We start from the raw sequence: 23,336 nt of genomic DNA, 5'->3' as shown, positions 1-23,336 counted from the left end.
TCGTGAGAACGGCTGCTGCCGGTCAAGGACACTGCCGCGCGGGGGAGAAGGCGGCGGGCAGGAGCCCGCGATGAGACTTCCTGCGCCGCGCGGGCCCATCACCGCGACGCTCTTCCCCCACCTGACCCGCCCGCCCGCGGAGCACGCCCTGGGGACGGCCCTGCGCGCCGCCCTCCCAGGGGACGGGGTGCTGGGCGACGCCCTGCCAGGGGACGCGGTGCTGGGCGACGCCCTGCGAGGGGATGCCGTGCTGGGTGACGACGACTTCCAGCTCGCCCTGTTCGCCTGCTACGAGCTGCACTACCAGGGCTTCGACGACGTGGACGACCAGTGGGAGTGGGAGCCGTCGCTGCTGGCTGCGCGGGCGCTGCTGGAGGCCCGCTTCGAGCAGGCGCTCGCCCGGGCCGTGCCGCGCCCGCCCCTGGACGGGCCGCACGGGGTGCGGCGCGCGCTCAACGAGCTGGTCGCCGCCGACGACGGCCCGTCGCTGTCCGGGTACCTGGCCCGCCGCGCCGACCGCCGCCAGTTCGAGGAGTTCGTCATCCACCGCTCGATCTACCACCTGAAGGAGGCCGACCCGCACACGTGGGCGATCCCCCGGCTGGCGGGCGGCCCGAAGGCGGCGCTGGTGGAGATCCAGTCCGACGAGTACGGCGGCGGCCGCCGCGAGCGCATGCACTCCGAGCTGTTCCGCGCCACCCTGCGCGGCCTGGGCCTCGACGACTCCTACGGCGCCTACCTGGACCGCGTCCCGGGCGTCACGCTCGCCATCTCCAACGTCATGTCGCTGTTCGGCCTGCACCGGCGGCTGCGCGGCGCCCTGGTCGGGCACCTGGCCGCGCTGGAGATGACCTCGTCCCTGCCCAACCGCCGCTACGGCGACGCGCTGCGCCGGCTCGGCGGCGACGCCGACGCCGTCCGCTTCTACGACGAGCACGTGCAGGCCGACGCCGTGCACGAGCAGATCGCCGCGCACGACCTGTGCGGCGCCTTCGCCGCCGCGCACCTGTCCGCCGCCGGGGACGTCCTGTACGGGGCCGCCTGCGCGCTGGAGCTGGAACGTCGGTGGGCGGGCCACGTCCTGGCCCGCTGGGAACAGGGGATCACCTCGCTGGCCGGCCCGCTGGACGGCCGGCCCGCCGAGCCGGCCCGCGACCGGCCCGCGGTCGCCCGCGTCCCGCGATGACCGCCGTCAGTCCGCCGGGAGGCGGTAGACGGTGACGTGGGTGCGGCTGTCGTCCCCGAACGGCGCGCGGTGCCAGTCGGCCCACCGGTGCTCGCGCTCCATCCCCGCCAGCCGGGCCATCAGGTCCAGCTCGGCCGGCCAGGCGTAGCGGTGGTTGGCGGGCAGCAGCCGCACCCCCTCACCGGTCAGCCGGATCTTGGTGGTCGCCATGTGCTGCTCGGCGGGCGAGATCCTGGCCGCCTCCGCGACCACCACGTCCTCGCCGAGCGACAGCAGCCGCAGGAACGCGCCCCGGTGGAAGGCCGCCAGGTCCGGCACCCACGCCTCCACCACGAACCGGCCGCCCGGCCGCAGGTGCGCGGCGGCGTTGCGGAAGCAGGCGACCTGGGCGTCCTGCGAGGGCAGCGCGAAGATCGTGTTCGTGGTGAGCGCGACCAGGCTGAACCGGCCCTCGACCCGGGTGGTGGCGAAGTCGCCCACGGCCACCCGCAGGTGCTCGCCGCCGGGCTTGGCCCGCAGCACCTCCACCATGTCGGGCGAGCCGTCGATGCCGGCCACCTCCAGCCCGCGCTCGGCCAGCGGCAGCGCCAGCCGGCCCGTGCCGATGCCGAACTCCAGCACGGGCCCGTCGCCGGCCAGCAGCCGCAACTGCTCCACGGTGGCGTCGGTGGGCAGGTGCTCCACCGTGGCGTCGTAGATGTCGGAGATGCTCCGCCCGTACGCCGACGGGTCGAACGCGGGGGCCATCACCGGCCTCCTGCGCCTGAGCGGGACGGGCGGGACGATCGGCGCACGGCGGCTCCTCGCGAGTGACGGCGGGGGCACCGGTTCTGTTACCCGGCCGGCCCGCGCGCCAATCCCGCAGGTGAAGCGGGGTTCGCGCGGGGAAGGAGGACAGGCATGTCGCATCAGGGGGATGTCAGGGTGACGGTGACGCCGTGCGAGGACGGGCCGCTGCTGGTGCGGGGCCCGTTCGAGCTGGTGACTCAGGACGGGGAGGTGATCCCCGCGGGCCGGGCGACCGTCGCGCTGTGCCGCTGCGGGCGTTCGTCGACGAAGCCGTTCTGCGACGGCTCGCACAAGGCGACCGGCTTCCGCGCCTCCAGCGAGCCCGACCGCCGCCCTGACTGAACCATCCGGAGCGACGACCGCACGGAGCGGGCTGCGGCGCGCAGCGACGGCCGCGGGGATCGGGCTGCGCGGCGCAGCGACGACCGCGCGGATCGGGCTGCGCCACGCAGCGCGCGGGCGAAGAGCGACGGCCGTGCGGAGCCGGCCGCCCGGCGCAGTGAGCGGGCGGAGTGGGCCGCGCGGCGTAGCCGGCGCCCGGCGTACGGGACGCCGCCGCACAGCGCCGCCCCCAGGGCGAGCCAGCCGCAGGTGGCCCGCTCCAGGACCCAGACGGGCGCGAACAGCGGCGCCGTGGCGGGAAAGACGCGCCGGCCGCCCGCCCGCCGCCGCCCCAGCTCCGCCAGCGCCACGGCCGCGCCGGCGCCGGCGGCCACGGGAGCGCAGCGGCGCCGCACCGCGCAGGCGGCCAGCGCGGGCAGCACGGGCAGGAACAGCGCCATCCGCCAGGGCTGCGCCAGGTCGTCGTACGCCTGCCGGACGCGCTGGCTCCAGAAGCGCCGGGCGTCGGGAGGCCGGCGCGGCACGTACAGGTCGAGCGGCCGCAGCTCGCGCCCGCCGTGCGCGCGCACGGTGCGGATCAGCTCGAGGTTCTCGAACAGCACGTCCCCGTCGTAGCCGCCCATGTGGTGGAAGAACGAGCGGCGCACGCCGAACGTGCCGGGGTAGTCGGCGCCGAGGCCGCGGTTGAGCAGGGTCCTCGCGGTGTCCCAGAGGGCGTGCCACGGGGAGGGGTCGAAGTAGTTCTGCGGGCGGACCAGCTCGGCTTCGCCGAGGAGGGCGTCGATCCTGGCCAGGGTGCGCTCGTCGTGGCGGACGTCGTCGTCGGCGATGACGACGTGCTCGGCCCGGGCCAGCCGCAGGCCGGTCAGCACGCCGTTCACCTTGCCGTTGGCGAAGCGCAGGTCGGCGGCCGGTCTGACGTGCGCGGCCAGGCCGCGCCAGGCGGCGGCGTGCCGCTCGAACAGCTCCTGGGGTGAGCCGTCCACGACGATCACCCGCGCGTGCCGGCTCACCTCGCGCAGGTAGGCGGTCAGCTCCCCGAGGCCGGAGTCGTCCTCCCAGCGCAGGGGGAGCACGTAGTCGATCATGCAGGCTGGCCCCCGTTCCCCCTGACGACCTGCCCGTACGGGGGCGCGCTAGTCCTTGGCGAGGGCGGCCAGCAGGCGGTCCTCGGTGACCTCGGGGCCGGTGAGCTGCTCGGTGATGGCGCCGTCGCGTAGCACGACGACGCTGTCGCAGTTCTCGACCAGCTCGGCCACGTCGGAGGAGATGAGCAGGATGGCCAGGCCGTCCACGGCCAGCTCGTCGAGCAGCGCCTGCATCTCCAGCTTGGTCGCCACGTCCACGCCCCTGGTGGGCTCGTCGAGCAGCAGCACCTTGGGGTGCATGGCCAGCCAGCGGGCCAGCAGCACCTTCTGCTGGTTGCCGCCCGACAGCTCGCCGGCCGGCTGGCGGGGCGAGACGGCCTTGATGCCGAGCCGCCGCATGAACGTGGCCACGATGCTGTCGACCTGCGTGTCGGACACGATGCCGGCCCGGGACAGGCGGGGCAGCGCGGCCAGGGCGATGTTGTCGCGTACCGACAGGGTCGGCACGATGCCCTCGGTCCTCCTGTTCTCCGGCACGAGGCCGATCCCGGCGCGTACGGCGCTCCTGACCGACCACTTGCGGGCCCGCGCGCCCGCCACGGTGACCTGGCCGGCGTCCACCGGCAGCGCGCCGGCGATGGCGCGCGCGGTCTCGCTGCGGCCGGCGCCGAGCAGCCCGCCGAGGCCGACGACCTCGCCGGCCCGCATCTCCAGCGACACCCCGTCCAGCATGTGGTGGCGGGTCAGCCCCTTGGCCTCCAGGACGGGCGCGTCGGCGGGCACGTCCGGCTCGCCCGCCTGCGGCGCGGCCCCAGCCGGGTGGTGGAAGGGCCGGCCGAGCATGAGCGAGACCAGCCGCAGCCGGTCGAGCCCGGCCAGCGGGCCGGTGTGCACGACGCGGCCCTCGCGCAGCACGGTGACGCGGTCGCAGATCCCGTACAGCTCCTCCATGCGGTGGGTGACGTAGATGACCGAGCGGCCCTGCTCGCGCAGCCGGGCCACGGCCGCGAACAGGGTCCGCAGCTCGGCGTGGTCGAGCGCGGTGGTGGGCTCGTCCATGATGACCAGGCGGGCGTCGGCGGAGGCGGCCCGGGCCAGCGCCACGATCTGGCAGGCGCCCTCGCCGAGCGAGCCGAGCGGGCGGCGCACGTCCACCTCCAGCCCGTACGCGGCCAGCACCTCCTCGGCGCGGGCGTGCACGGCCCCGGCGTCGATCAGCCCGAGGCGGTTGCGCGGCTCCCTGCCCAGCAGCAGGTTGCGGGCCACGCTCATCGTCGGCACCAGGTTCGTCTCCTGGTGGATGGTGGCGATCCCGGCCCGCCGGGCGTCGGCGGGCCCGGCGAACCTGACGGGCTCGCCCAGCAGGCGCAGCTCGCCCGCGTCGGGCTGGTGCACGCCCGACAGCACCTTCACGAGCGTGGACTTGCCCGCGCCGTTGCCCCCGACCAGGGCGTGCACCTCGCCGGTGCGCACGGACATGGTGACGTGGTCGAGGGCGGTGACACCCTGGAACGCCTTGAGAACGCCAGCGACCTGTAGCACGGTTGCCTCCGCCTCGATCGTGGTCGAGAAAGGAAACAATCCAGTAACGGCACTGTCACATTCGATCAGAACTGGGCGACGTGCAGGCGAACGCCCCGCGCGCTCAGGTCGTCGAGCACGTCGCGGGGCGCGGCGTCGTCGGTGACCAGGTGGTCGATGCGGTCGGGCGGCACGGTCTGCACCATCGTGTCGACGCCGACCTTGGTGTGGTCGGCCAGCACCACGACCTCCTCCGCCGCCGCCGCCAGTGCCCGGTCGACGCCGGCCACCTGCATGTTGGGGGTGGACAGGCCGCGCTCGGCGGTCAGCCCGTTGCCGGAGATGAACGCGCGGCGCACCCGGAGCCCGGCCAGCGACTGCTCGGCCGCGCTGCCCACCAGGGCCAGGATCGGGCCGCGCAGCGTGCCGCCGGTGAGCATCACCTCGATGCGCGGCGAGCCGGCCAGCACCTGGGCGACCAGCAGCGAGTTGGTGACCACGGCCAGCTCGGCGTGCCTGGTCAGGCGGCGGGCGAACTCCTGTGTGGTGGTGCCGGGGCCGATCACGATGGCGTCGCCGTCCTCGACGAGCGCGCCGGCCAGGTCGGCGATGGCGCCCTTCTCGGCCGCCTCCAGCGACACCTTGTGCGCGTAGCCGGCCTCGCGCGACAGCTCGCCGGGCAGGGTGGCGCCGCCGTGGTGGCGGTTGAGCAGGCCCTCCGACTCCAGCGCGCGCAGGTCGCGGCGGACGGTCACCTCGGAGGAGTGCACCGCCTGCGCCAGCTCGCGCAGCGACACGGCGCCGTTGGCACGCACCAGCTCCAGGATGCGCTGCCGGCGCTCGGCGGCGAACACGGGCCTGCGTCCGTCACTCTGCGTGTCGCTCACGACCCGATCATAGTCGATCGCGACCGGCGCGTTCACCTCTGACCGAACGAGAACGAATCTGATCGGAAATCTTGACCGGCTGCGTCCGCTGGTGCTTACTTTGGAGCGTGTCAGGGTCAAAAGCTGTCCGAACCTGATCGGCTGCGTTGCGAAAGGACCCCCCGTGCGTAAGCGCCTCGCGTTGCTGCTGGCCGTACTGATGTCCGTGTTATGGCAGATGCCGGCCCCCGCCTCGGCAGCCCTTCCCGAGCGGAACGGGCTGCGCGGCGACTACTACCTCGCCTCGGCGGCGGGCACGTTCGACTTCGCCGAGCTCAAGGCGAGCATCATCGACCCGAACCTGGACCTCGCCGACCTGAACCCCACGTTCAAGCTGCTGACCGGCCGGGAGGACGACGTCACCGTCCGATGGACGGGACAGATCACCCCCAAGTACTCCGAGACCTACACCTTCTCCATGATCGGCGACAACGGCTTCCGCCTCTGGGTGAACGGGCAGCCGGTCATCGACCACTGGGTGGACGACTGGGACAAGGAGCAGGTCGGCACCCCCATCGCCCTTGAGGCGAACAAGAAGTACGACATCAAGGTCGAGTACTTCGAGCACTACGGCGGCGCCAACCTGCGGCTGCGCTGGCAGAGCCCCAGCCAGCCCAAGGCCGTCGTGCCCATGGAGGCGCTGACCGTGCCCGCCGACTTCCAGCCGGACGGCCCGTACGACGCCCGGCTCAACACCACCGGCGACCTCGTCACCCTGACCTACGCCAAGCCGCTCGCCGCGCTGCCCGCCGACGCCGCGCGCAAGCTCGCCGTCACCGTCGGCGCCGCCGCCTGGCCGGTCACCTCCGCGACGCAGAAGAGCCCCGAGACCGTCGAGCTCAAGCTGGGCGCGCAGGTCCCCGCGAAGGCGGGCAGCACCGTGCGCACCTCCTACGACGGCAACGGCGGCATCACCTACGCCGACGGCACCCCGCTGCCCGCCTACCCGTTCGCGCACGTCGTCAACGCCTCCACGTACGTGCTCAAGACGAAGTGGGCCGACCAGGTCGACAGGAACAACCCGCTGCCCGAGTACCCGAGGCCGCAGCTCGCCCGCGAGCGCTGGCGCAGCCTCAACGGCATCTGGCAGTTCGCGCCGGCCAAGGAGGGCGAGGCGGCGCCGATCGGCAAGGACCTGGCCGAGAAGATCGTGGTGCCGTACCCGGTGGAGTCGCAGCTGTCCGGGATCGGGCGGCACGAGGAGCGCATGTGGTACCGCAGGACGTTCGAGGTGCCGCGCGGCTGGCGCGGCGAGCGCCTGATGCTGCACCTCGACGCCGTCGACTGGGACGCCACCGTCTACGTCAACGGCAAGCAGGTCGCCACCCACAAGGGCGGCTACGACCGGATCAGCGCCGACGTCACCGACGCGCTCAAGGGCTCCGGCCGGCAGGAGCTGGTGGTCGGCGTGTTCGACCCGACCGACGAGGGCGCCCAGGCCATCGGCAAGCAGCGGCTCAGCCCGAGCGGCATCTGGTACACCTCGGCGTCCGGCATCTGGCAGACCGTCTGGATCGAGCCGGTCGCCAAGGACCACATCGAGCGCGTGGACACCGAGCCCGACCTGCGCGGCCAGGCCCTGTACGTGACCGTGCACGGCTCGCCCGGCACCGCCACCGTGACCGCCAGGGACGGCGGCCGGATCGTCGGCACTGTGCGCGGCGAGACCGGCAAGGAGCTGCGCCTGCCCGTCCCGAACCCGAAGTTGTGGTCGCCCGACGACCCGCACCTGTACGACCTGGAGGTCCGGCTCAAGAACGACAAGGTGGAGTCGTACTTCGGGATGCGCTCCATCTCCGTCTCCGGCTGGCGGATGCTGCTCAACGGGCGGCCCGTCTTCCAGATCGGCCCGCTCGACCAGGGCTTCTGGCCCGACGGCATCTACACCCCGCCGACCGACGAGGCCCTGCGCTACGACCTGGAGCAGACCAAGGCGCTCGGCTTCAACGCGGTGCGCAAGCACACCAAGGTCGAGTCCGACCGCTGGTACTACCACGCCGACAAGCTCGGCCTGCTGGTCTGGCAGGACATGCCGGCCGCGTTCAAGACCACCGACCGGCCGCAGTTCGAGGCCGAGCTGAAGGAGATGGTGGACCAGCACCGCAGCAGCCCCTCGGTGATCATGTGGGTGCCGTTCAACGAGGGCTGGGGCCAGTACGACCAGGCGCGCATCGCCAACCTGGTCAAGAGCTGGGACCCCTCGCGCCTGGTCAACAACATGAGCGGCGTCAACTGCTGCGGCGCCGTGGACGGCGGCAACGGCGACGTCAAGGACTTCCACATCTACCCGGGCCCCGGCAACCCGGGCAAACCGTCCGGCAGCCGGGCCAACGTGATCGGCGAGTACGGCGGCCTGGCCCTGCCCATCGTCGGCCACACCTGGTCCGGCGGCGGCTGGGGCTACGCGGTCGAGCCCGACCCCGAGTCCCTGACCACCCGTTACGTGGGCATGGTCAAGGAGCTGGAGAAGCTGCACGCCTGTGAGCAGCTCAGCGCCGCGATCTACACCCAGACGACCGACGTCGAGACCGAGATCAACGGCCTCATGACGTACGACAGGGCGATCACCAAGCCCGACGTCAAGCGCGTCCACGACGCCCACAAGGCGCTCACGAGCGCGATCAACCCCACCTGCAGCTGATCCACCGCCGCGCCCGGGGCCCTCGTGCCCCGGGCGCGGCACCTGATAGGAAGGACCCGCGATGACCCCCCACCTCCGGACGGCCGCCCTGGCCCTGGCCGTCCTCCTCACCGCGGCGGCCTGCGCCAAGGCGGAGGAGCCGCAGGCCGCGCCCGCCGCCACCGGCACCGCCGGGCAGCAGGTCGTCCAGAGCCCCAGCGGCTCCGCCGGCCCGACCTGCACGCTGCAGCAGTTCGGCGGCACGAAGTTCGACCTCAAGACGGCCGTGGTCGGCTTCTCCCAGTCGGAGAAGGAGGCCAACCCGTTCCGCATCGCCGAGACCAAGTCCATCAAGGACGAGGCCGCCAAGCTGGGCATCACCAACCTCAAGGTCACCAACGCCCAGTCGCAGTTCTCCAAGCAGATCACCGACGTGCAGCAGCTCATCGCCCAAGGCGTGCAGCTCCTCGTCATCGCGCCGCTCAACTCCGACGGCTGGGAGCCGGTGCTCCAGCAGGCCGCGGCCAAGAAGATCCCCATCATCACCGTCGACCGCAAGATCAACGCCAAGGCGTGCAGCGACTACCTGACGTTCATCGGCTCCGACTTCTACGAGCAGGGCAAGCGCGCCGCCGACCGGATGATCGAGGCGCTCGGCGGCAAGGGCAAGGTCGCTATTTTGCTCGGCGCGCCCGGCAACAACGTCACCACCGAGCGGACGAACGGCTTCAAGGACCGCGTCAAGGAGAAGGCGCCCGGCATCACGATCTCCTTCGAGCAGACCGGCGAGTTCGCCCGCGAGAAGGGACAGCAGGTCACCGAGCAGCTCATCCAGTCCAACCCCGACATCAACGGCATCTACGCCGAGAACGACGAGATGGCGCTCGGCGCGGTCACCGCGCTCAAGGGCGCCGGCAAGGAGCCCGGCACCATCAAGATCGTCTCGGTGGACGGCACCCGCAGCGCCGTCCAGGGCATCGCCGACGGCTGGCTGTACGCGGTCATCGAGTCGAACCCGCGCTTCGGCCCCCTCGCCTTCGAGACCGCTCAGAAGTTCCTCGACGGCGCGGCCATCCCCGACAAGGTGATCATCTCCGACCGGGACTACACCGGCGAGAACGCCAAGGACTCCCTCGGTGAGGCGTACTGAGTTGGAAGCCGTACTCGAGGCCAAGGGGATCAGCAAACGCTTCCCCGGCGTGCTCGCCCTCGACGACGTGTCCCTCGCCCTGCGCCCGGGCGAGGTGCACGCGCTGGTCGGCGAGAACGGCGCGGGCAAGTCCACCCTGATCAAGGTCTTCACCGGCGTCTACCGGCCGGACGGCGGCGAGCTGCGCTACCAGGGCGGCCCCGCCGCCTTCGCCACCCCCATGGAGGCCCAGCGCGCCGGCATCCAGACGATCTACCAGGAGGTCAACCTCGTCCCCATGATGTCGGTGGCCCGCAACCTGCTGCTCGGCCGCGAGCCGCGCGGCAGGTTCGGCGTGATCGACGCCGCCGCCATGTACGGCGAGGCCGAACGCGTGCTGGCCGGCTACGGCGTCGACACCGATGTCCGCCGCCCGCTGCGCACCCTCGGCGTGGGCGCGCAGCAGATGGTCGCCCTCGCGCGGGCCGTGTCCGTCGACGCCCGCGTGGTCATCATGGACGAGCCCACCTCGTCGCTGGAGCCGCGCGAGGTCGAGACGCTGTTCGGGGTGATCAGGAAGCTGCGCGAGCGCGGCATCGCCGTCATGTACGTCAGCCACCGCCTCGACGAGCTCTACCAGGTGTGCGACCGGGTGACCGTGCTGCGCGACGGCCGCCTCGCCCACACCGGGCCGCTGGCCGAGCTGGAACGGCTCAAACTGATCTCGCTCATGCTCGGCCGCGACCTGAACGAGGTCCGCTCCGACGGCCTGACCAGCTTCTCCCGCGACCACGCGGGCGAGCCGCACCGCAACGGGCAGGCCCCGGTCGTCGAGGCGCGCGGCCTGACCCGGCGGCACGTCCTCGACGGCGTGGACGTCAGCGTCCGGCCGGGCGAGGTGGTCGGGCTCGGCGGCCTGCTCGGCGCCGGGCGTACCGAGACGGCCAAGGCCATCGTCGGCGCGCTGCCGCTGGACGGCGGGCAGGTGCTCGTGGCCGGCGCGCCCCTGCGGGCCGGCTCGACCGCCGCCGCGATCAGGGCCGGCGTCAGCCTCCTGCCGGAGGACCGCAAGGCGGAGGGCATCATCCCCACCCTGTCCGTGCGCGAGAACATCGCCCTGGCCGCGCTGCCCGCCCTCGGCCGGGCGGGCGTCGTGTCCGAGGCGAAGATCGACCGGGTGGTCGAGATCTTCATGCGGCGGCTGAGGATCAAGGCCGCCTCACCCCACCAGCTCGTCTCCGAGCTGTCCGGCGGCAACCAGCAAAAGGTCCTGCTGGCCCGCTGGCTGGCCGTGCGCCCCAAGGTGCTGCTGCTGGACGAGCCCACCCGCGGCATCGACGTCGGCGCCAAGGCCGAGGTGCAGGCGCTCATCGACGAGCTGGCCGAAGAAGGGCTGGGCGTGCTGCTGATCTCCTCCGATTTGGAGGAGCTGGTCGAGGGCGCCGACCGCATCCTCGTGCTGCGCGAGGGCGCGGTCGTGGGCGAGCTGTCGGGCGACGAGGTGACCGAGGAGAGGATCATGGCCACGATCGCGGAGCAGGCCGATGGCTGAGCTGACATCCAGGCAGGGCGGCCGGGTCGCCGTGCGCAAGCCACAGGTCTACGCCTGGGTGCAGGACTACGGCGTGTACGCCGCCGTCCTGGCGCTCCTGCTGTTCAACGTGCTGTTCACCCCCCACTTCCTGGACGCCTCCAACTTCCGCACCCAGCTCGTCCAGGTCACCCCCATCGTGATCGTCTCGCTGGGCATGGCGCTCGTGATCGGCACCCAGGGCATCGACCTGTCCGTCGGCTCCGTGATGGCGCTGGCCGCCGCCCTCACCGTGCTCTACCTCGGATACGGCTGGCTGCCCGCCCTCATCGTCGCCGTCATCGGCGGCGCCGTCGTCGGAGCCGCGGGCGGGGCACTGGTCGCCTACGTCGGCGTGCAGCCCATCGTCGCGACCCTCGCGCTGCTCGTCGGCGTGCGCGGCCTGGCCAACGTGCTCGTGCCGCAGCTCGTCGAGTTCCGCAACCCCGGCCTCATCGCCCTCGGCAGCAGCTCCGTCGCCGGGATCCCGGTCATCGTGCTCATCGCGGCGGCCCTGACCGTCATCGTGCTGTTCGTGGTGCGGCGCACCACGTTCGGCCGGCAGGTCGTCGCCATCGGCGGCAACCGCTCCGCCAGCGAGCTGTCCGGCCTGCCCGTCAAGCGGGTGCTGCTCACCGTGTACGTGATCTCCGGCCTGCTCGCCGCCCTGGCCGGCGTGCTCGCCACCGCCCGGCTCCAGGCCAGCGACCCCACCTCGCTCGGCCTGTTCATCGAGCTGTCGGCGATCACCGCCGTCGTCGTCGGCGGCACCCCCCTGACCGGCGGCCGCATCCGGGTGCTCAGCACCGTCATGGGCGCGCTGCTCATGCAGCTCCTCGCGGCCACGCTGATCAAGCACAACCTGCCGCAGTCGTGGACCCAGATGGTCCAGGCGGTCATCATCCTGGCCGCCGTCTACGCCACCAGGAAGCGGGGCACGAGATGAACCGCGAGCAGACCAGCCGCCTGCTCCAGCAGCACGGCGCCGTCATGGTGCTCGGGCTGCTGGTGATCGTCGGCAGCCTGGCCTTCGACTCCTTCGCCACCCCGGCCAACGCCGCCAGCGTCGTCGTGTCCTCCTCCTTCCTCGCGATCATCGCGATCGGCATGACGTTCGTCATCATCAGCGGCGGCATCGACCTGTCCGTCGGCTCGCTGTTCGTCCTCGGCGGCGTGCTCGCCGCCTACGGCTCCCGCCACGGGCTGCTCGCCGCCCTGCTGCTGCCGCTGGCCGTCTGCGGGATCGTGGGGCTGCTCCAGGGCCTGGTGATCGCCCGGACCGGGATGGCGCCGTTCATCGTCACCCTCGCCGGGCTCCTCGGCGTGCGCGGCCTCATGCTGGCCATCTCCGACGAGGGCGCCACCACGTACCTCGTCGAGGACCGCACCTTCGCCGCCCTCGGCCAGAACGAGCTCCTCGGCCTGTCCTACCCCGTCTACGTCACCATCGCCCTCGCCCTGGCCGCCATGGTGCTGCTCCAGCGCACCGGCTTCGGCCAGAACGTCTACGCCATCGGCGGCAACGAGCAGGCCGCCGCGCTCATGGGCGTGCCCGTCGCCCGCACCAAGGTGTACGTGTACGTCATGTCCGGCCTGCTCGCCGGCCTCGCCGGCGCACTCAACGCCGCCCGCCTCTCCTCCGGCGTGACCATCCTCGGCATCGGCCTCGAACTCGACGCCATCGCCGCCGTCGTCATCGGCGGCACCCTCCTGACCGGCGGCGCCGGCGGCATCAGCGGGTCGGTGGCCGGGGTGCTGCTGCTGGGCGTCATCCAGAGCATCATCAACCAGGTCGGCAGCCTCACCTCCGCCTTCCAGCAGGTGGTCAGCGGTGCTTTCCTGGCACTCGTGGTGGTGGCGCAGAGGTTGCTGAGCAAGGCCCAACGCCTCACTTGACCCTCGGCCGTGGGACAGCCCTTCGCGGAGAAGCGCCTTGTGCCGTGGAGCCCCTCCGGAGAAGCACCTTGTGCCGTGGAGCAACCCTTCACTGCGAGGCACCCTTCGCTCTGCGGCACCCTTCGCTCTGCCGGCACCCTTCACTCTGCCGGCACCCTTCACTCTGCCGGCACCCTTCACCGCGAGGCGCCCGTCGCCCGGGAGCAACCCTTCACCTTGGAGCGCCATCGCCGGTCAGCACGTGAAAGCGGGCTGCAACTCACAACGCCCATACTGCGCATATGCCGACTGAGCTGAGAGCAGGAGACCCCGCCGTTCTCGGAGGCCACGAAGTACGCGCACGTCTGGGAGAGGGTGGGCAGGGCGTCGTCTACCTGGGGGTGAACGACCAAGGCGAACGGGTCGCGATCAAGTGGCTGCGCCCCCACCTGGCCGGCGACGCGGTGGCGGCCGAACGCTTCGCCAGGGAAACGGCGGTCGCACAGCGCGTAGCACCCTTCTGCACCGCACGCGTCCTGGCCACCGGCGTGCACGAGGAACGGCCCTACATCATCAGCGAGTACGTGGACGGCCCGTCCCTCGCCCGAGCCGTCGCCGAGCAGGGCCCCCGCACCGGAGCCTCCCTGCGCCGCCTGGCCGTCGGCACCGCCACCGCCCTCGCCGCCGTCCACCAGGCCGGCATCGTGCACCGCGACTTCAGCCCCGCCAACGTCATCCTCGGCGCGGAAGGCCCCCGAGTGATCGACTTCGGCATCGCCAGAGCACTGGACGCGACCTCGACCATCACCTCCATGCCGGTGGGCACACCCGCCTTCATGGCACCCGAGCAAATCCTCGACCACCCGATCGGGCCGGCGGCCGACCTGTTCGCGTGGGCCGCCACGATGGTGTTCGCGGCCACCGGAAGCGGCCCGTTCGACGCCGCAACCGTCCCGGACATCATCCAACGAGTCCTGCACACCCCACCTCACCTCACCGACCTCCCCACCCCCCTCCACGACATTGCCACCGCCTGCCTCTCCAAGGACCCCGCTCTCCGCCCAACGGCCGAACAGGTGCTCGTCCGCCTTTTGGAACAACCGGGACCCACCCCCGCACCCACCCCCCAGGCATCCTCCCTGGCCGGCGGCCCCCGCCAGCCACCATGGCAACCCCCGAGCACGCCCCCGCCCTGTGCGGACAGCACACCAGCCTCGGGGCCGCACCCGCAACCAGCGGCCTCGTGGTCGCCGCCGTCCGAGGCGGCGCCCGCGTTCGCGCCACCCTCCGCGGAGTGGCCCCCGCCGAGCAGCGCGCCGGGCGCACAGGCGCCAGGCGGCATGCCGGTCTCGGAGCCGCAGCTTCCGGGCCCGTCGGCTCCCGGCTCGGAGCCGCAGCTTCCGGGCGCGCCTGCTCCAGGCACCGGCCCGCAGTTTCCGGGCTCGTCGGCTTCGAGTTCGGGGCCGCAGCTTCCGGGCTCAGGCCCGCAGTCTCAGCCGGCGGCCTTGTGGTCGCCGCCGTCCGGGGCAGCGCCTGCATTCGCACCGCCCTCCGCGGAGTGGCCCCCGCCGAGCGGCGCGCCGGGCGCACAGGCGCCGGGCGGCATGCCGGGCTCGGAGCCACAGCTTCCCGGCTCGTCGGCTCCGAACTCGGGGCCGCAGCTTGCGGGCTCAGGCCCGCAGCCTCAGCCAGCGGTCTTGTGGTCGCCGCCGTCCGGGGCGGCGTCCGCGTTCGCGTCGCTCTCCGCGGAGCCGCTCCCTCCGAGCGGCGCGCCGGGTGCGCAGGTGCCAGGTGGCGCGCCTGGCTTCGGGCAGCAGACGCAGCCGCCCGCTTTTCAAGCGCCCGGCTTCCAAGCGCCTTCGTCTCCCTACCAGGCGCCCGCCTTCCAGCCACCGTCCTACCAGCCGCCCGGTGGGTCGGAGTTCGGGCGGCAGGCGACCTGGCCGTCCCCGCAGCCGCCGCCGCGCCGCAGCGGGAGGAACTGGGTGATCGGCGCGAGTGTCGCGGCCGTGGCGCTGCTCGCGGCCATCGCCGTCGTCGTGGTCACCGTCGTCAACCGGCCGGCCGACCCCCTGGCGCAGCCGACCCGGCTCACGTCCATCCCGGCGACACCGAGCCCGAGCCCGAGTTCGTCCCCGATCCCCACGGCGGGCCTGACCAGCGTCCGGCTTCCCGACACCACCGCCACCATCTACGAGAGCCCTGCCGACCCGATCAAGCTCACCACATACCTCCTCAAGGACGCCAAGTCCGGCGACTGGGTGTACTACACGCGCGACTCCCTCACCGGCTCCTTCACGCCCTTCAAGAACATGTGGGAGAGCATGCTCTCACCGGACGGCCGCTACCTGGCCCAGCGTGGCAAGACCTATGTGGACGGTTACGACAGCGTGGAGATCACCGACAAGGTGACGGCCCAGCGGTTCGAGATCCGTACCTCGAAGGAGCCGCTCAGCGCGTACGTACAGGCGTGGTCGCGCGACAGCACCCGCGTGCTCGTCAACGTCGGCAAGCCGTCGGGCGACACCTGGCAGTCCACGGGTTTCGCCATCGTGGACGTGATCAAGCGGGAGGCCACGCTCGCGTCCCTGCGCGAAGGCTCGCTGAAGGACATCAGGTACGGCTTCGACCACAACGACGTGGGCGTGGTGGCCCTGGCCCTCGACGCCCAGCAGCAGACGCTGCGCTTCTTCGACGCCGATGGCCGGCGCGTGCGTAGCGTGCCGAACGTGGGCGGGGGCATCGCCGACATGATGTTCTCGCCGTCGGGCAAGCGGTTCGTCACCGACTGCCCAGGGCTCGGCAACGGCAACAGCTGCGTCTACGAGTCGGCGACCGGCGCCGAGGTGATACGCGTCGTGACGCCCTGCTACGGCATGGCCACGTGGTACGACGAGAACCACCTGGTCTGCTGGGTGAACCGGGGCGGCGGCAGCGGCCACCAGCAGGTGCAGGTGATCGACTTCGACGGCGCGGCGGTACGAACGATGGCCGACGTGCCGACCGGCGCCCCCGACCTCGACATGATCTACACCTTCACCCGCCGCAACTAGCCCCACAACACCGGCCGCAATCAGGGCCCGGAAGATCGGCCGCGACCAGGGTCCGGAATGCCTGCCACGGCCAGGGTTCGGCACGCCGACGGCGATCAGGGTCTGGAACATCGGCCGCGATCACGTTCGGCATGCCTGCCCGCAACCGGCGCCCGAAACACCAGCGCAATCAGCGCTCGGAACACTGTCCGCAACCAGCCCCCGCAACACTGGCCGCGACTACGGTCCAGGACACCGGCCGCGATAGGGGCCGGACGCCTGCCGCGACTGGCGCCGGGATACCGGCCGCCAACAGCGTTCGGAACGTCGGCCGCGGCCAGGGGCGGGATGCTCGTCGCGGCTAGCGGACCCGGCCCCGTGGCTTGAGGCGGGTGCCGGGGAGGATGGGGGCGGGGAGGGGCGCGCCGTCGAAGCCCTCGACGGTGCCGAAGGTCTCGCCCTCCATCCATTCCTTGCGGAAGGCGGCGATCTCGTCGTGGGAGCGTCCGACGAAGTTCCACCACATGACGAGTTCCTCGCCGAACGGCTCCCCGCCGATCAGCAGCACCCGACCGCGGCCCGACAGCCGCACGCCGGAGCGGCCGGGCGGCAGGTACACCAGCGGCCCTCGCTCCACCTCGGTCATCTCGCCGTCGAGCAGGAGCAGGCCGTGCTCGAACGCCGGGTTCACCGGCACCTCGCAGGACCCTTCGACCGCGATCTCGGCTCCGACGAGGGGGCTGTAGGCGGTGGCGGGTGAGGTGACACCGCCGAGCGTTCCCATGACGACGGTCGCCTCGAAGCCGGGCCCCGACAGCACCGGCAGCGTGGGGTGGTGCTCGAAGCCGGGCTCGACGTGCCGGGACGCCTCCGGCAGCGCCACCCACAGCTGTACCCCGTGCAGCACCGTCTCGGGCGACTCCTCGGAGTGGGAGATGCCCCGGCCGGCGGTCATGAGGTTGAGCTGGCCGGGGCGGATCTCCTGGAGGGTGCCCAGGCTGTCGCGGTGCAGTACCTCGCCCGCGACCAGCCAGCTCACCGTCTGCAGCCCGGTGTGCGGGTGCGGCGGCACCCGCATCGTGGCCCGCTGCGGGCCGTAGGCGTCCACGAAGCACCAGGCGCCGATCATGCGCCGGTGGACGCCGGGCAGCGTCCTGCTGACGGCCATCGCGCGCGGCCCGCCGAGCGGCACCTCGCGCCCTTCCAGCACCTCGCGCCCTTCCAGCACTTCGCGGACGGCACCACCGTCGGCCCTGGTGCCACTAGCACCGGCGCCGGCCTCACTGGCACCGGCACCAGCGTCGGCAGCGGCGCTGCCGCCAGCGCTGCCGCCAGCGCTGGCGTCGGCATTGTCACCGGCACTGGCGGCGGTGCCGCAGTGGATCTCGCGAGGGTCAAGCTCCAGGTTGCTCACGGCAAAGACTGTACGCGCCGGGAACGTCAGTGCAGCATTTCCCACCAGCCCTCGACCGCCGGAGCGGCCGAGGCGTCGACGGCCTCGCCGGGGCGGGGTACGGCGATCTTGACGTCGCGGGCCTTGGCCTCCCGCCACAGCCGTTCCACCGGCTCGGCCCACGGGTGCAGGGCGAGCGTGAAGGTGGCCCAGTGGACCGGCAGCAGCAGCTTTCCGCCCAGGTCGAGGTGGGCGTTGACGGCCTCTTCGGGGGTCATGTGGATGTCGGGCCAGGCCGGGCTGTAGGCGCCGATCGGCATCAGCGTCAGGTCGAACGGGCCGTGGGCGGAGCCGATGCCGCGGTAGCCCTCGAAGTAGCCGGAGTCGCCCGCGTAGAAGACGCGCCTGGTCTTGCCCGCGACGACCCAGGAGCCCCACAGCGTGTCGTTGCGGGTGAGGGAGCGGCCGGAGAAGTGGCGGGCGGCGGTGGCGACGAAGCGCAGCCCGCCGGCCTCGGCCTCTTCGTCCCAGTCGAGCTCGATGATCCGGTAGGCGGGCACGCCCCACCGCTCTAGGTGCGCCCCGATGCCCAGCGGCACCAGGAACGGCGCCTTCTGGGTGCGGGTCAGGGAGCGCACGGTGGCCATGTCGAGGTGGTCGTAGTGGTCGTGGGAGATGGCGATGGCGTCCACCTGGGGCAGCTCGCCCAGCGCGACCGGCACAGGGTGGTGCCGCTTGGGGCCGACGAGCTGCGAGGGGGAGGGGCGCTTGCTCCACACCGGGTCGAACAGCACCCTCTTGCCCTCGATCTCCACGAGCGTGGAGGCGTGGCCGTACCAGATGGCGCGCACCCCGTCGGCGGGTGGCGAGGTGGACGGCGGGACGCGCATCGGGACCAGGCCGGCGGGCCGGCGCTGCTCCTTGTCCTTGGCCAGCTCGCCGAGCAGCCCGACGGGCGGGCCGCTGACGAGGGTGGTCCGCTCGGGCATCGTGTTCACGAACGTGCCGTCCCTGAACTGCGGCGAGCGCCGGATCCGCGCCGCTCGCTCCGGTCCTGACGTCAAGGGTCGCACGCCCAGCTCGGCGGGCACCTCGCGCAGTGCCCACCCGGCCGCGGCGAGGGTCGCGCCGCCCACCAGGATCCGCCGTGCCGTCCGCAATCCTGCCATCGCCCACTCTCCCCTGGAATGTCTCGTCTGTCCCGTCCCAACCGGACGGGACTCCCCGGTGTTCCCGTTTTCTACGATATATCGCGATAGGTCAGACGGTCTTGATCGCCCCTCCATCGATGACGTAGTCGGCGCCGCAGACGCTTGCGGCGTGCGGCGATGCCAGCCATGTCACCAGAGCGGCGACCTCGTCCGGTTGGATGAACCTACCGGTCGTCATTCCGGCGTTCGACGGCAGCCCCGCCAGGAACCGCTCGTGCTCCACGCCGTGGGCCTCGGCCACCGCGGCGCCGTAGCCGCTGGGGGACTCCCACATCGCGGTGAGCACCGCGCCGGGCGAGACGGTGTTGACCCGCACGCCCTGCGGGCCGAACTCCTCCGCCAGGGCCTTGCCGAAGGCGGTCAGCGCGGCCTTGGCGGTCGTGTACGCGATCGGGCCGACGGCCGGCATGCGCGCGCCGTTCGACGAGATGTTGACCACCGCGCCGCCCCGCCGCAGGAGGCTCGGCAGGGCGGCGCGGGTGGCGCGCACGGCGCTGAGCAGGTTGAGGTCGTGGACCTCGCGCCACACCTCGTCGCTGACGGTCAGGAACCCGCCGACCAGCTCCGTGCCCGAGTCGCCGCCGCCCACGTTGTTGACCAGCACGTCGAGGTCGCCCAGCTCGGCCGTGGCCCGCTCGATCACCTCGGCGGGCCCCTCGGGGGTGGACAGGTCGGCGGTCAGGATGACCGCGCCGGTCTCCTTCAGCTCGGGGGTGACGGTGCGCGAGGCGGCGGCGACCCGCATGCCCTCGGCGACCAGCGCCCGCACCACGGCGAGCCCGATGCCCCTGCTCGCGCCGGTCACCACGGCGGTCTTGCCGGTGAGTCGCATGTCCATGACGGATCTCCTTCATCAGTCGCGACGATCAGTCGCGTCGGCGATGTCGCCGTTAATCTAGAACCTGCAACATCGATGACGCAAGTTCGGGGATAAAGGGGACGATGCCGTACCCTGTGAGGTGTGAGTGAGACGACGCGAGCGCTGCGGTCCGACGCAGAGCGCACGGTGCGCGCGATCCTGGAGGCCGCCGAACGCGTGCTCAGCAGGAACCCGGCGGCCACCATGGAGCAGATCGCCGAGGCGGCCGGGGTGGCGCGCACGACCGTGCACCGGCGCTTCGCCTCCCGCGAGGCGCTGGTGGACGCGATGGCGGCGTGGGCCACCCGGCAGTTCGCCGAGGCGATGGACGCCGCGCACACCGACAGCACGCCGCCGCTGGTCGCGCTCTACCAGGCCACCGCCAACGTGCTCCGCGTGAAGATCGACTGGGGCTTCGCGATGAGCCGCGCCCTGTCCGACGACCCCGAGGTGGCCAGGGTGCACTCCGACGTGGAGCGGCGCTGCGAGGAGCTGTTCAGGAGGGCCCAGGACGCGGGGGTGCTGCGGGCCGACGTGGACGTGGTCTGGGCCAAGCGGGTCTACTACGCGCTGTGCCACGAGGCCGCGCAGGACCGCGAGGGCGACCCCGACGCCATGGCCACCCGCCTGGTCGACACGCTGCTGCGCGGGGTCGGCGCGGGGCAGGGCCTGTAGCGCCGGCGCTGGAAGGGTGCCGCGCGCGGCCTGTGAAGGTGCTGGTCAGCGCTTGTCCGGGCCCCGGTGGGGGAACGGCCACGGGTTCGGCCGGCAGCGGCCCAGCGACTTTGACTGCTGCACCATGACCGGAGCCGGCCGCCCGGGCCTGGGCAGCGGCGATGGTGATGGCCGAGGCCGTGGCCGACCTCGTGGCTGATCAGGTAGCGCCGGTAGGCGGTCAGGTCGCCGCCGTACTGCGGGACGCCCTCGGCCCAGCGCAGCGCGTTGATGACGGAGCGGCGGCCGTTCCAGCAGGACAGCTCGCCGCCCGTACGCAACGGCAGGCACTGGCGGATCGTCAGGCCGGGGCTGGACAGCGCGACCCGCACCCGCACCGGCCCCCGGTCCACCCGCTCGAAGCGGCCCCAGCCGCGCACGTCGTTGAGCGTGCGATGCACCTCGGCGGCGAACTCCGCCGGGTCGAACGGCAGCCCGCGCTCCACCTCGACCAGGTACCGCACCACCTCGCCACGACCCCGCCGCGCGGGCGCCCCGCCCCGGACGACCGCGTAACGGCCCGAGGCCGAGTGCGGGACCCGCACCTTCTCCCGGCCGGGCGCGAGCGGCTTGGGCGGAATCGCGCTCCGAGGCGGAGCGGACGGCAGGCGCCGGGGTGCCGCGGGCGGGCTCGTGGCGCAGCCGGCGGCGGCCAGGAGCAGCAGCAGGAGCAGTGCGAGCAGCGGCAAGGCGGCCTCCCCACGTCGTCAACGGTGGGGAGGTATCCGATGCTACGTTGCCGCTTGCCCCGCTAAAGGGGTCGGGGGTATTGAAAGTCCGATTTACGCGGGCGCATAAGGGGCGATGTCGATGGGTGGGGTCTCGCCGAGCGCGAGCGCCGCCGCGATCTCGCCCGTGAACGGCCCCGCCGTCAGCCCGTACGCGCTCAGACCCGTGGCGACCACGACCCGCTCGCTCAGCGGCCCGATCAGCGCCCGGCCCGGGGCGTACACGGGCCGCAGCCCGACCCTGGTCTCCGTGACCGTCGCGTTGAACAGCCCGGGCGCCACCCGCAGCCCCGCCTCGATCACCTCGTCCAGGCCGCCCATGGTGATCCGCGGCGAGAACCCGACGTCCTCGACCGTCGCGCCCACCACCACGCGCGAGTCGGGGAACCCCAGCAGGTACGGGCCGATCCTGGGCAGGATGATCGGCCACCACGCCGTGTCCACGCCCTCCATGGTGGCGTGCAGGATCTGGCCGCGCCGGGGGAAGACCGGCAGCTCGACGCCGAGCGGCCGGCACACCTCGCCGGTCCACGCGCCGGCGGCCACGATCACCACGTCCGCCTCGACGGGGACGCCCTCGCCGGTCAGCCGCAACGCCTCCGGGCTCGCGGGCGCGGCGGGCTCCGGGGCGGAGGCGAGCGGCGCGGACTGCCGCCACGACGTGGCCTCGCTCCCATCCGCCCCGGAGCCCGCCGCGGCGGCCGCGACGGCCGGGCTCCACCGGGTGCCGTGCTCGGTGTCCGCCTGGTACACCAGCACCTCGCCGTCCCCGGTGAGCGTCGCGATGCCCGTACGGAGCCGCGCGCCCCGCGCCGCGGCGGCCCGCAGCAGCGCGTCGCGCACCGAGCGGCCGTCCACCCGGGCGGCGCCCGGCACGAGCAGCGCGCTCAGGCCGTCGGACAGCGGCGGGAACAGCTCGGTCGGCGTGTCCACGTCCACCACGTCGCCCATCTCGGGGGCCTCGGCGTGGCGGCGGCGCAGCAGCGTGCGCACCGGCTCCAGGTCCACCGGGTCCTCGGCCACCAGCAGCGCGCCCACCTTGGCGTACCCGATGTCCTCGCCCAGCTCCTCGACCAGCGCCGGGTAGGCGCGGGCGCCCTCGCGGGTCAGGCGGTACCAGTCGTCGTCCTCCGGATGGTCCACCCACGGGCACACGATGCCCGCGCCCGCCTGCGTCGCCCCGCCCTGGCAGCAGGCGTCCACCACCGTCACCGCCGCGCCCCGGCGGCTCAGGTGGTAGGCCGCGCCGGCCCCCACGATGCCGCTCCCGATCACCACTGCACGCATGGACAAATGATCGCATCAGGGGTGACCTGCGCCGACGACCGGATCCTGCACTTGCCGCGCGGTTTACCCGCCGCCGTACTCCCCGTGCCTGGGACGGGATCCGGATCATGACTGTCCGGCCGGTCCTGCGCGGGTCTACTCTCAGCGCATGGACGTCGCGGTCACCAGGATCGAGCTGCCGCACCCGGTCCGCGCGGTCGCCTCCGACGGCTCGACCGTCTGGTGCGCGGCGGACGACGGGGTACGCGTCTACACGCCGTCGGGCCGCCTCCTGGAGGGCGGCACGCTGCTGAGCCGGGAGCCGCCGGCGCTGCGTTCGCTGGCGGCGGTGCCCGGCACGGTGCCCGCCGTCGGCGCGGTGCCGGGCACGCTCGCCGAGACCGTGGTGGTGCCCAGGTCGTTCGCGGGGTCACCGGGGCAGACCCTGCACAGGGACGGCCCGCTGTCCGGCGGTATGTTGGCGGGCGCCGCGCGGGACCGCGTCCACTGGCTCGACGCGTCCGGCGGGCCCGTCGCCGCCGCCCCGTTCGAGGGCCGGGTGGTCGCGGGCGGCGGCGCGATCTGGGCCGTCGGCGACGGCGTCGCCCGCCGCCTGACCGGGCCCGGAGAGCTGGGGGAGCCGCTGGAGCTGCCCGCGCTCGACGCGTGCGCCGTCGAGGGCGAGCGCCTGTGGTGGACGTCGAAGCGCGACGACGTGCTGCGCGGCGGCCCCCAGGAGGTGGATCTCGGACGGCGCCGGCGCGGCGCCATGACCGTCTGCGCCGGATCCCTGTGGATCAGCGTGACGGGCGGGCTGCTGCGGGTGTCGGCGTGGTCGGGCGAACCGGGCCGGCTCGTGCGGGCGCCGGAGGGGCCGGTGCCGTTCCTGGTGTGCGCGAACGGGGTGCTGGCGGGCGGCGGCCGTGACCTGTTCGTCCTGGCCCCGGCCGCCGGCGCCGCGCTGCGCGTGGTCAGGCTGGGGCTGGACGCGCCGCCCGCGCTGATGATCGCGGCGGGCCGGCACGTCTGGGTCTTCCCCGAAGGGCCGCCCGGCGCCCTCATCGTGACGCCCGCACCCTGACCTGGG

General features: G+C 72.9%; 18 protein-coding genes and 1 pseudogene. 10 read left to right on the top strand and 9 right to left on the bottom strand.

Annotated features, from left to right (window positions below):
• Positions 1-70: 70 nt before the first annotated feature.
• On the top strand, positions 71-1,186 hold the full coding sequence (locus KIS93_RS62525; protein ID WP_080040417.1) for an iron-containing redox enzyme family protein: 1,116 nt from the start codon (positions 71-73) through the stop codon (positions 1,184-1,186).
• A gap of 6 nt (positions 1,187-1,192) precedes the next feature.
• On the opposite strand, the gene KIS93_RS62520 is transcribed toward KIS93_RS62525, so the two are convergent.
• The gene (locus tag KIS93_RS62520; RefSeq protein WP_080040416.1) at positions 1,193-1,933 is read right to left on the bottom strand and encodes a class I SAM-dependent DNA methyltransferase; all 741 of its coding nucleotides are present in this window, start codon (positions 1,931-1,933) and stop codon (positions 1,193-1,195) included.
• A gap of 153 nt (positions 1,934-2,086) precedes the next feature.
• Here KIS93_RS62520 and KIS93_RS68695 point away from each other — a divergent pair.
• Positions 2,087-2,209, top strand: a pseudogene (locus KIS93_RS68695) (hypothetical protein); the annotation flags it as partial.
• On the opposite strand, the gene KIS93_RS68690 reads toward KIS93_RS68695, so the two are convergent.
• The 3 genes from KIS93_RS68690 to KIS93_RS62500 all read right to left on the bottom strand — a co-directional run bounded on the left by KIS93_RS68690 (position 2,173) and on the right by KIS93_RS62500 (position 5,813).
• Positions 2,173-3,405, bottom strand: coding sequence for a glycosyltransferase family 2 protein (locus tag KIS93_RS68690; protein ID WP_222108206.1), 1,233 nt, complete (start codon positions 3,403-3,405; stop codon positions 2,173-2,175). The pseudogene KIS93_RS68695 and the gene KIS93_RS68690 sit on opposite strands and share 37 nt — an antisense overlap.
• Before the next feature lie 48 nt (positions 3,406-3,453).
• Positions 3,454-4,947 (bottom strand): sugar ABC transporter ATP-binding protein, encoded by a 1,494-nt coding sequence (locus KIS93_RS62505; protein WP_230466333.1) that lies wholly within the window; start codon positions 4,945-4,947, stop codon positions 3,454-3,456.
• 65 nt (positions 4,948-5,012) lie between these two features.
• Positions 5,013-5,813: a DeoR/GlpR family DNA-binding transcription regulator gene (locus KIS93_RS62500; protein ID WP_222108205.1), complete on the bottom strand. Its 801-nt coding sequence runs from the start codon at positions 5,811-5,813 to the stop codon at positions 5,013-5,015.
• 163 nt (positions 5,814-5,976) lie between these two features.
• Here KIS93_RS62500 and KIS93_RS62495 point away from each other — a divergent pair, with 163 nt between their 5' ends.
• The 6 genes from KIS93_RS62495 (at position 5,977) to KIS93_RS62470 (ending at position 16,099) form a co-directional block, all read left to right on the top strand.
• Entirely contained in the window at positions 5,977-8,493 is a 2,517-nt protein-coding gene (locus KIS93_RS62495; protein ID WP_222108204.1) for a PA14 domain-containing protein, read from the top strand.
• Between the two features lie 61 nt (positions 8,494-8,554).
• On the top strand, positions 8,555-9,622 hold the full coding sequence (locus tag KIS93_RS62490; protein WP_080040414.1) for an ABC transporter substrate-binding protein: 1,068 nt from the start codon (positions 8,555-8,557) through the stop codon (positions 9,620-9,622).
• Between the two features lies 1 nt (position 9,623).
• Complete coding sequence (locus tag KIS93_RS62485; RefSeq protein ID WP_080040413.1) at positions 9,624-11,153, top strand: sugar ABC transporter ATP-binding protein; 1,530 nt, start codon at positions 9,624-9,626, stop codon at positions 11,151-11,153.
• Entirely contained in the window at positions 11,146-12,117 is a 972-nt protein-coding gene (locus KIS93_RS62480; RefSeq protein WP_080040412.1) for an ABC transporter permease, read from the top strand. The genes KIS93_RS62485 and KIS93_RS62480 overlap by 8 nt, the downstream gene beginning before the upstream one ends.
• Complete coding sequence (locus KIS93_RS62475; RefSeq protein ID WP_080040411.1) at positions 12,114-13,067, top strand: ABC transporter permease; 954 nt, start codon at positions 12,114-12,116, stop codon at positions 13,065-13,067. Before KIS93_RS62480 ends, KIS93_RS62475 begins: the two co-directional genes overlap by 4 nt.
• Before the next feature lie 281 nt (positions 13,068-13,348).
• The gene (locus KIS93_RS62470) at positions 13,349-16,099 is read left to right on the top strand and encodes a serine/threonine-protein kinase (RefSeq protein WP_080040410.1); all 2,751 of its coding nucleotides are present in this window, start codon (positions 13,349-13,351) and stop codon (positions 16,097-16,099) included.
• A gap of 340 nt (positions 16,100-16,439) precedes the next feature.
• Here KIS93_RS62470 and KIS93_RS62465 read toward each other — a convergent pair whose 3' ends face one another.
• The 3 genes from KIS93_RS62465 to KIS93_RS62455 all read right to left on the bottom strand — a co-directional run bounded on the left by KIS93_RS62465 (position 16,440) and on the right by KIS93_RS62455 (position 19,520).
• Complete coding sequence (locus KIS93_RS62465; RefSeq protein ID WP_230466332.1) at positions 16,440-17,492, bottom strand: pirin family protein; 1,053 nt, start codon at positions 17,490-17,492, stop codon at positions 16,440-16,442.
• Positions 17,493-17,518: 26 nt separating this feature from the next.
• Positions 17,519-18,640 carry an MBL fold metallo-hydrolase gene (locus KIS93_RS62460; RefSeq protein WP_080040409.1) on the bottom strand — a complete coding sequence of 374 codons (1,122 nt, stop codon included), beginning with the start codon at positions 18,638-18,640 and terminating at the stop codon, positions 17,519-17,521.
• A 91-nt stretch (positions 18,641-18,731) separates the two neighbouring features.
• Positions 18,732-19,520, bottom strand: coding sequence for an SDR family oxidoreductase (locus KIS93_RS62455; RefSeq protein WP_080040408.1), 789 nt, complete (start codon positions 19,518-19,520; stop codon positions 18,732-18,734).
• Between the two features lie 123 nt (positions 19,521-19,643).
• Here KIS93_RS62455 and KIS93_RS62450 point away from each other — a divergent pair, with 123 nt between their 5' ends.
• A complete protein-coding gene (locus KIS93_RS62450) occupies positions 19,644-20,216 on the top strand; it encodes a TetR/AcrR family transcriptional regulator (protein ID WP_222108203.1) in 573 nt (190 codons plus the stop codon).
• Here KIS93_RS62450 and KIS93_RS62445 read toward each other — a convergent pair.
• Together KIS93_RS62445 and KIS93_RS62440 are read right to left on the bottom strand one after the other, a co-directional pair.
• Positions 20,105-20,944, bottom strand: a complete 840-nt coding sequence (locus KIS93_RS62445) for a DUF3152 domain-containing protein (protein ID WP_246005579.1) — start codon at positions 20,942-20,944, stop codon at positions 20,105-20,107. The genes KIS93_RS62450 and KIS93_RS62445 overlap by 112 nt on opposite strands.
• Positions 20,945-21,037: 93 nt before the next feature.
• Complete coding sequence (locus KIS93_RS62440) at positions 21,038-22,270, bottom strand: NAD(P)/FAD-dependent oxidoreductase (protein ID WP_080040406.1); 1,233 nt, start codon at positions 22,268-22,270, stop codon at positions 21,038-21,040.
• A 148-nt stretch (positions 22,271-22,418) separates the two neighbouring features.
• Here KIS93_RS62440 and KIS93_RS62435 point away from each other — a divergent pair, with 148 nt between their 5' ends.
• On the top strand, positions 22,419-23,330 hold the full coding sequence (locus KIS93_RS62435; RefSeq protein ID WP_080040405.1) for a hypothetical protein: 912 nt from the start codon (positions 22,419-22,421) through the stop codon (positions 23,328-23,330).
• Positions 23,331-23,336: the final 6 nt, after the last annotated feature.

The sequence above is a fragment of the [Actinomadura] parvosata subsp. kistnae genome (assembly GCF_900323885.1).
Classification (GTDB): Bacteria; Actinomycetota; Actinomycetes; order Streptosporangiales; family Streptosporangiaceae; genus Nonomuraea; species Nonomuraea composti.
This window is presented reverse-complemented; position numbering and strand designations above follow the sequence as displayed.

Excerpts from the sequence above, each read along its gene's own strand:
- KIS93_RS62480 (WP_080040412.1), top strand. The coding sequence starts at position 11,146 with ATGGCTGAGCTGACATCCAGGCAGGGCGGCCGGGTCGCCGTGCGCAAG.
- KIS93_RS62435 (WP_080040405.1), top strand. The coding sequence starts at position 22,419 with ATGGACGTCGCGGTCACCAGGATCGAGCTGCCGCACCCGGTCCGCGCG.
- KIS93_RS62525 (WP_080040417.1), top strand. The coding sequence starts at position 71 with ATGAGACTTCCTGCGCCGCGCGGGCCCATCACCGCGACGCTCTTCCCC.
- KIS93_RS62455 (WP_080040408.1), bottom strand. The coding sequence starts at position 19,520 with ATGGACATGCGACTCACCGGCAAGACCGCCGTGGTGACCGGCGCGAGC.
- KIS93_RS62520 (WP_080040416.1), bottom strand. The coding sequence starts at position 1,933 with ATGGCCCCCGCGTTCGACCCGTCGGCGTACGGGCGGAGCATCTCCGAC.
- KIS93_RS62475 (WP_080040411.1), top strand. The coding sequence starts at position 12,114 with ATGAACCGCGAGCAGACCAGCCGCCTGCTCCAGCAGCACGGCGCCGTC.
- KIS93_RS62470 (WP_080040410.1), top strand. The coding sequence starts at position 13,349 with ATGCCGACTGAGCTGAGAGCAGGAGACCCCGCCGTTCTCGGAGGCCAC.
- KIS93_RS68690 (WP_222108206.1), bottom strand. The coding sequence starts at position 3,405 with ATGATCGACTACGTGCTCCCCCTGCGCTGGGAGGACGACTCCGGCCTC.
- KIS93_RS62440 (WP_080040406.1), bottom strand. The coding sequence starts at position 22,270 with ATGCGTGCAGTGGTGATCGGGAGCGGCATCGTGGGGGCCGGCGCGGCC.
- KIS93_RS62490 (WP_080040414.1), top strand. The coding sequence starts at position 8,555 with ATGACCCCCCACCTCCGGACGGCCGCCCTGGCCCTGGCCGTCCTCCTC.
- KIS93_RS62460 (WP_080040409.1), bottom strand. The coding sequence starts at position 18,640 with ATGGCAGGATTGCGGACGGCACGGCGGATCCTGGTGGGCGGCGCGACC.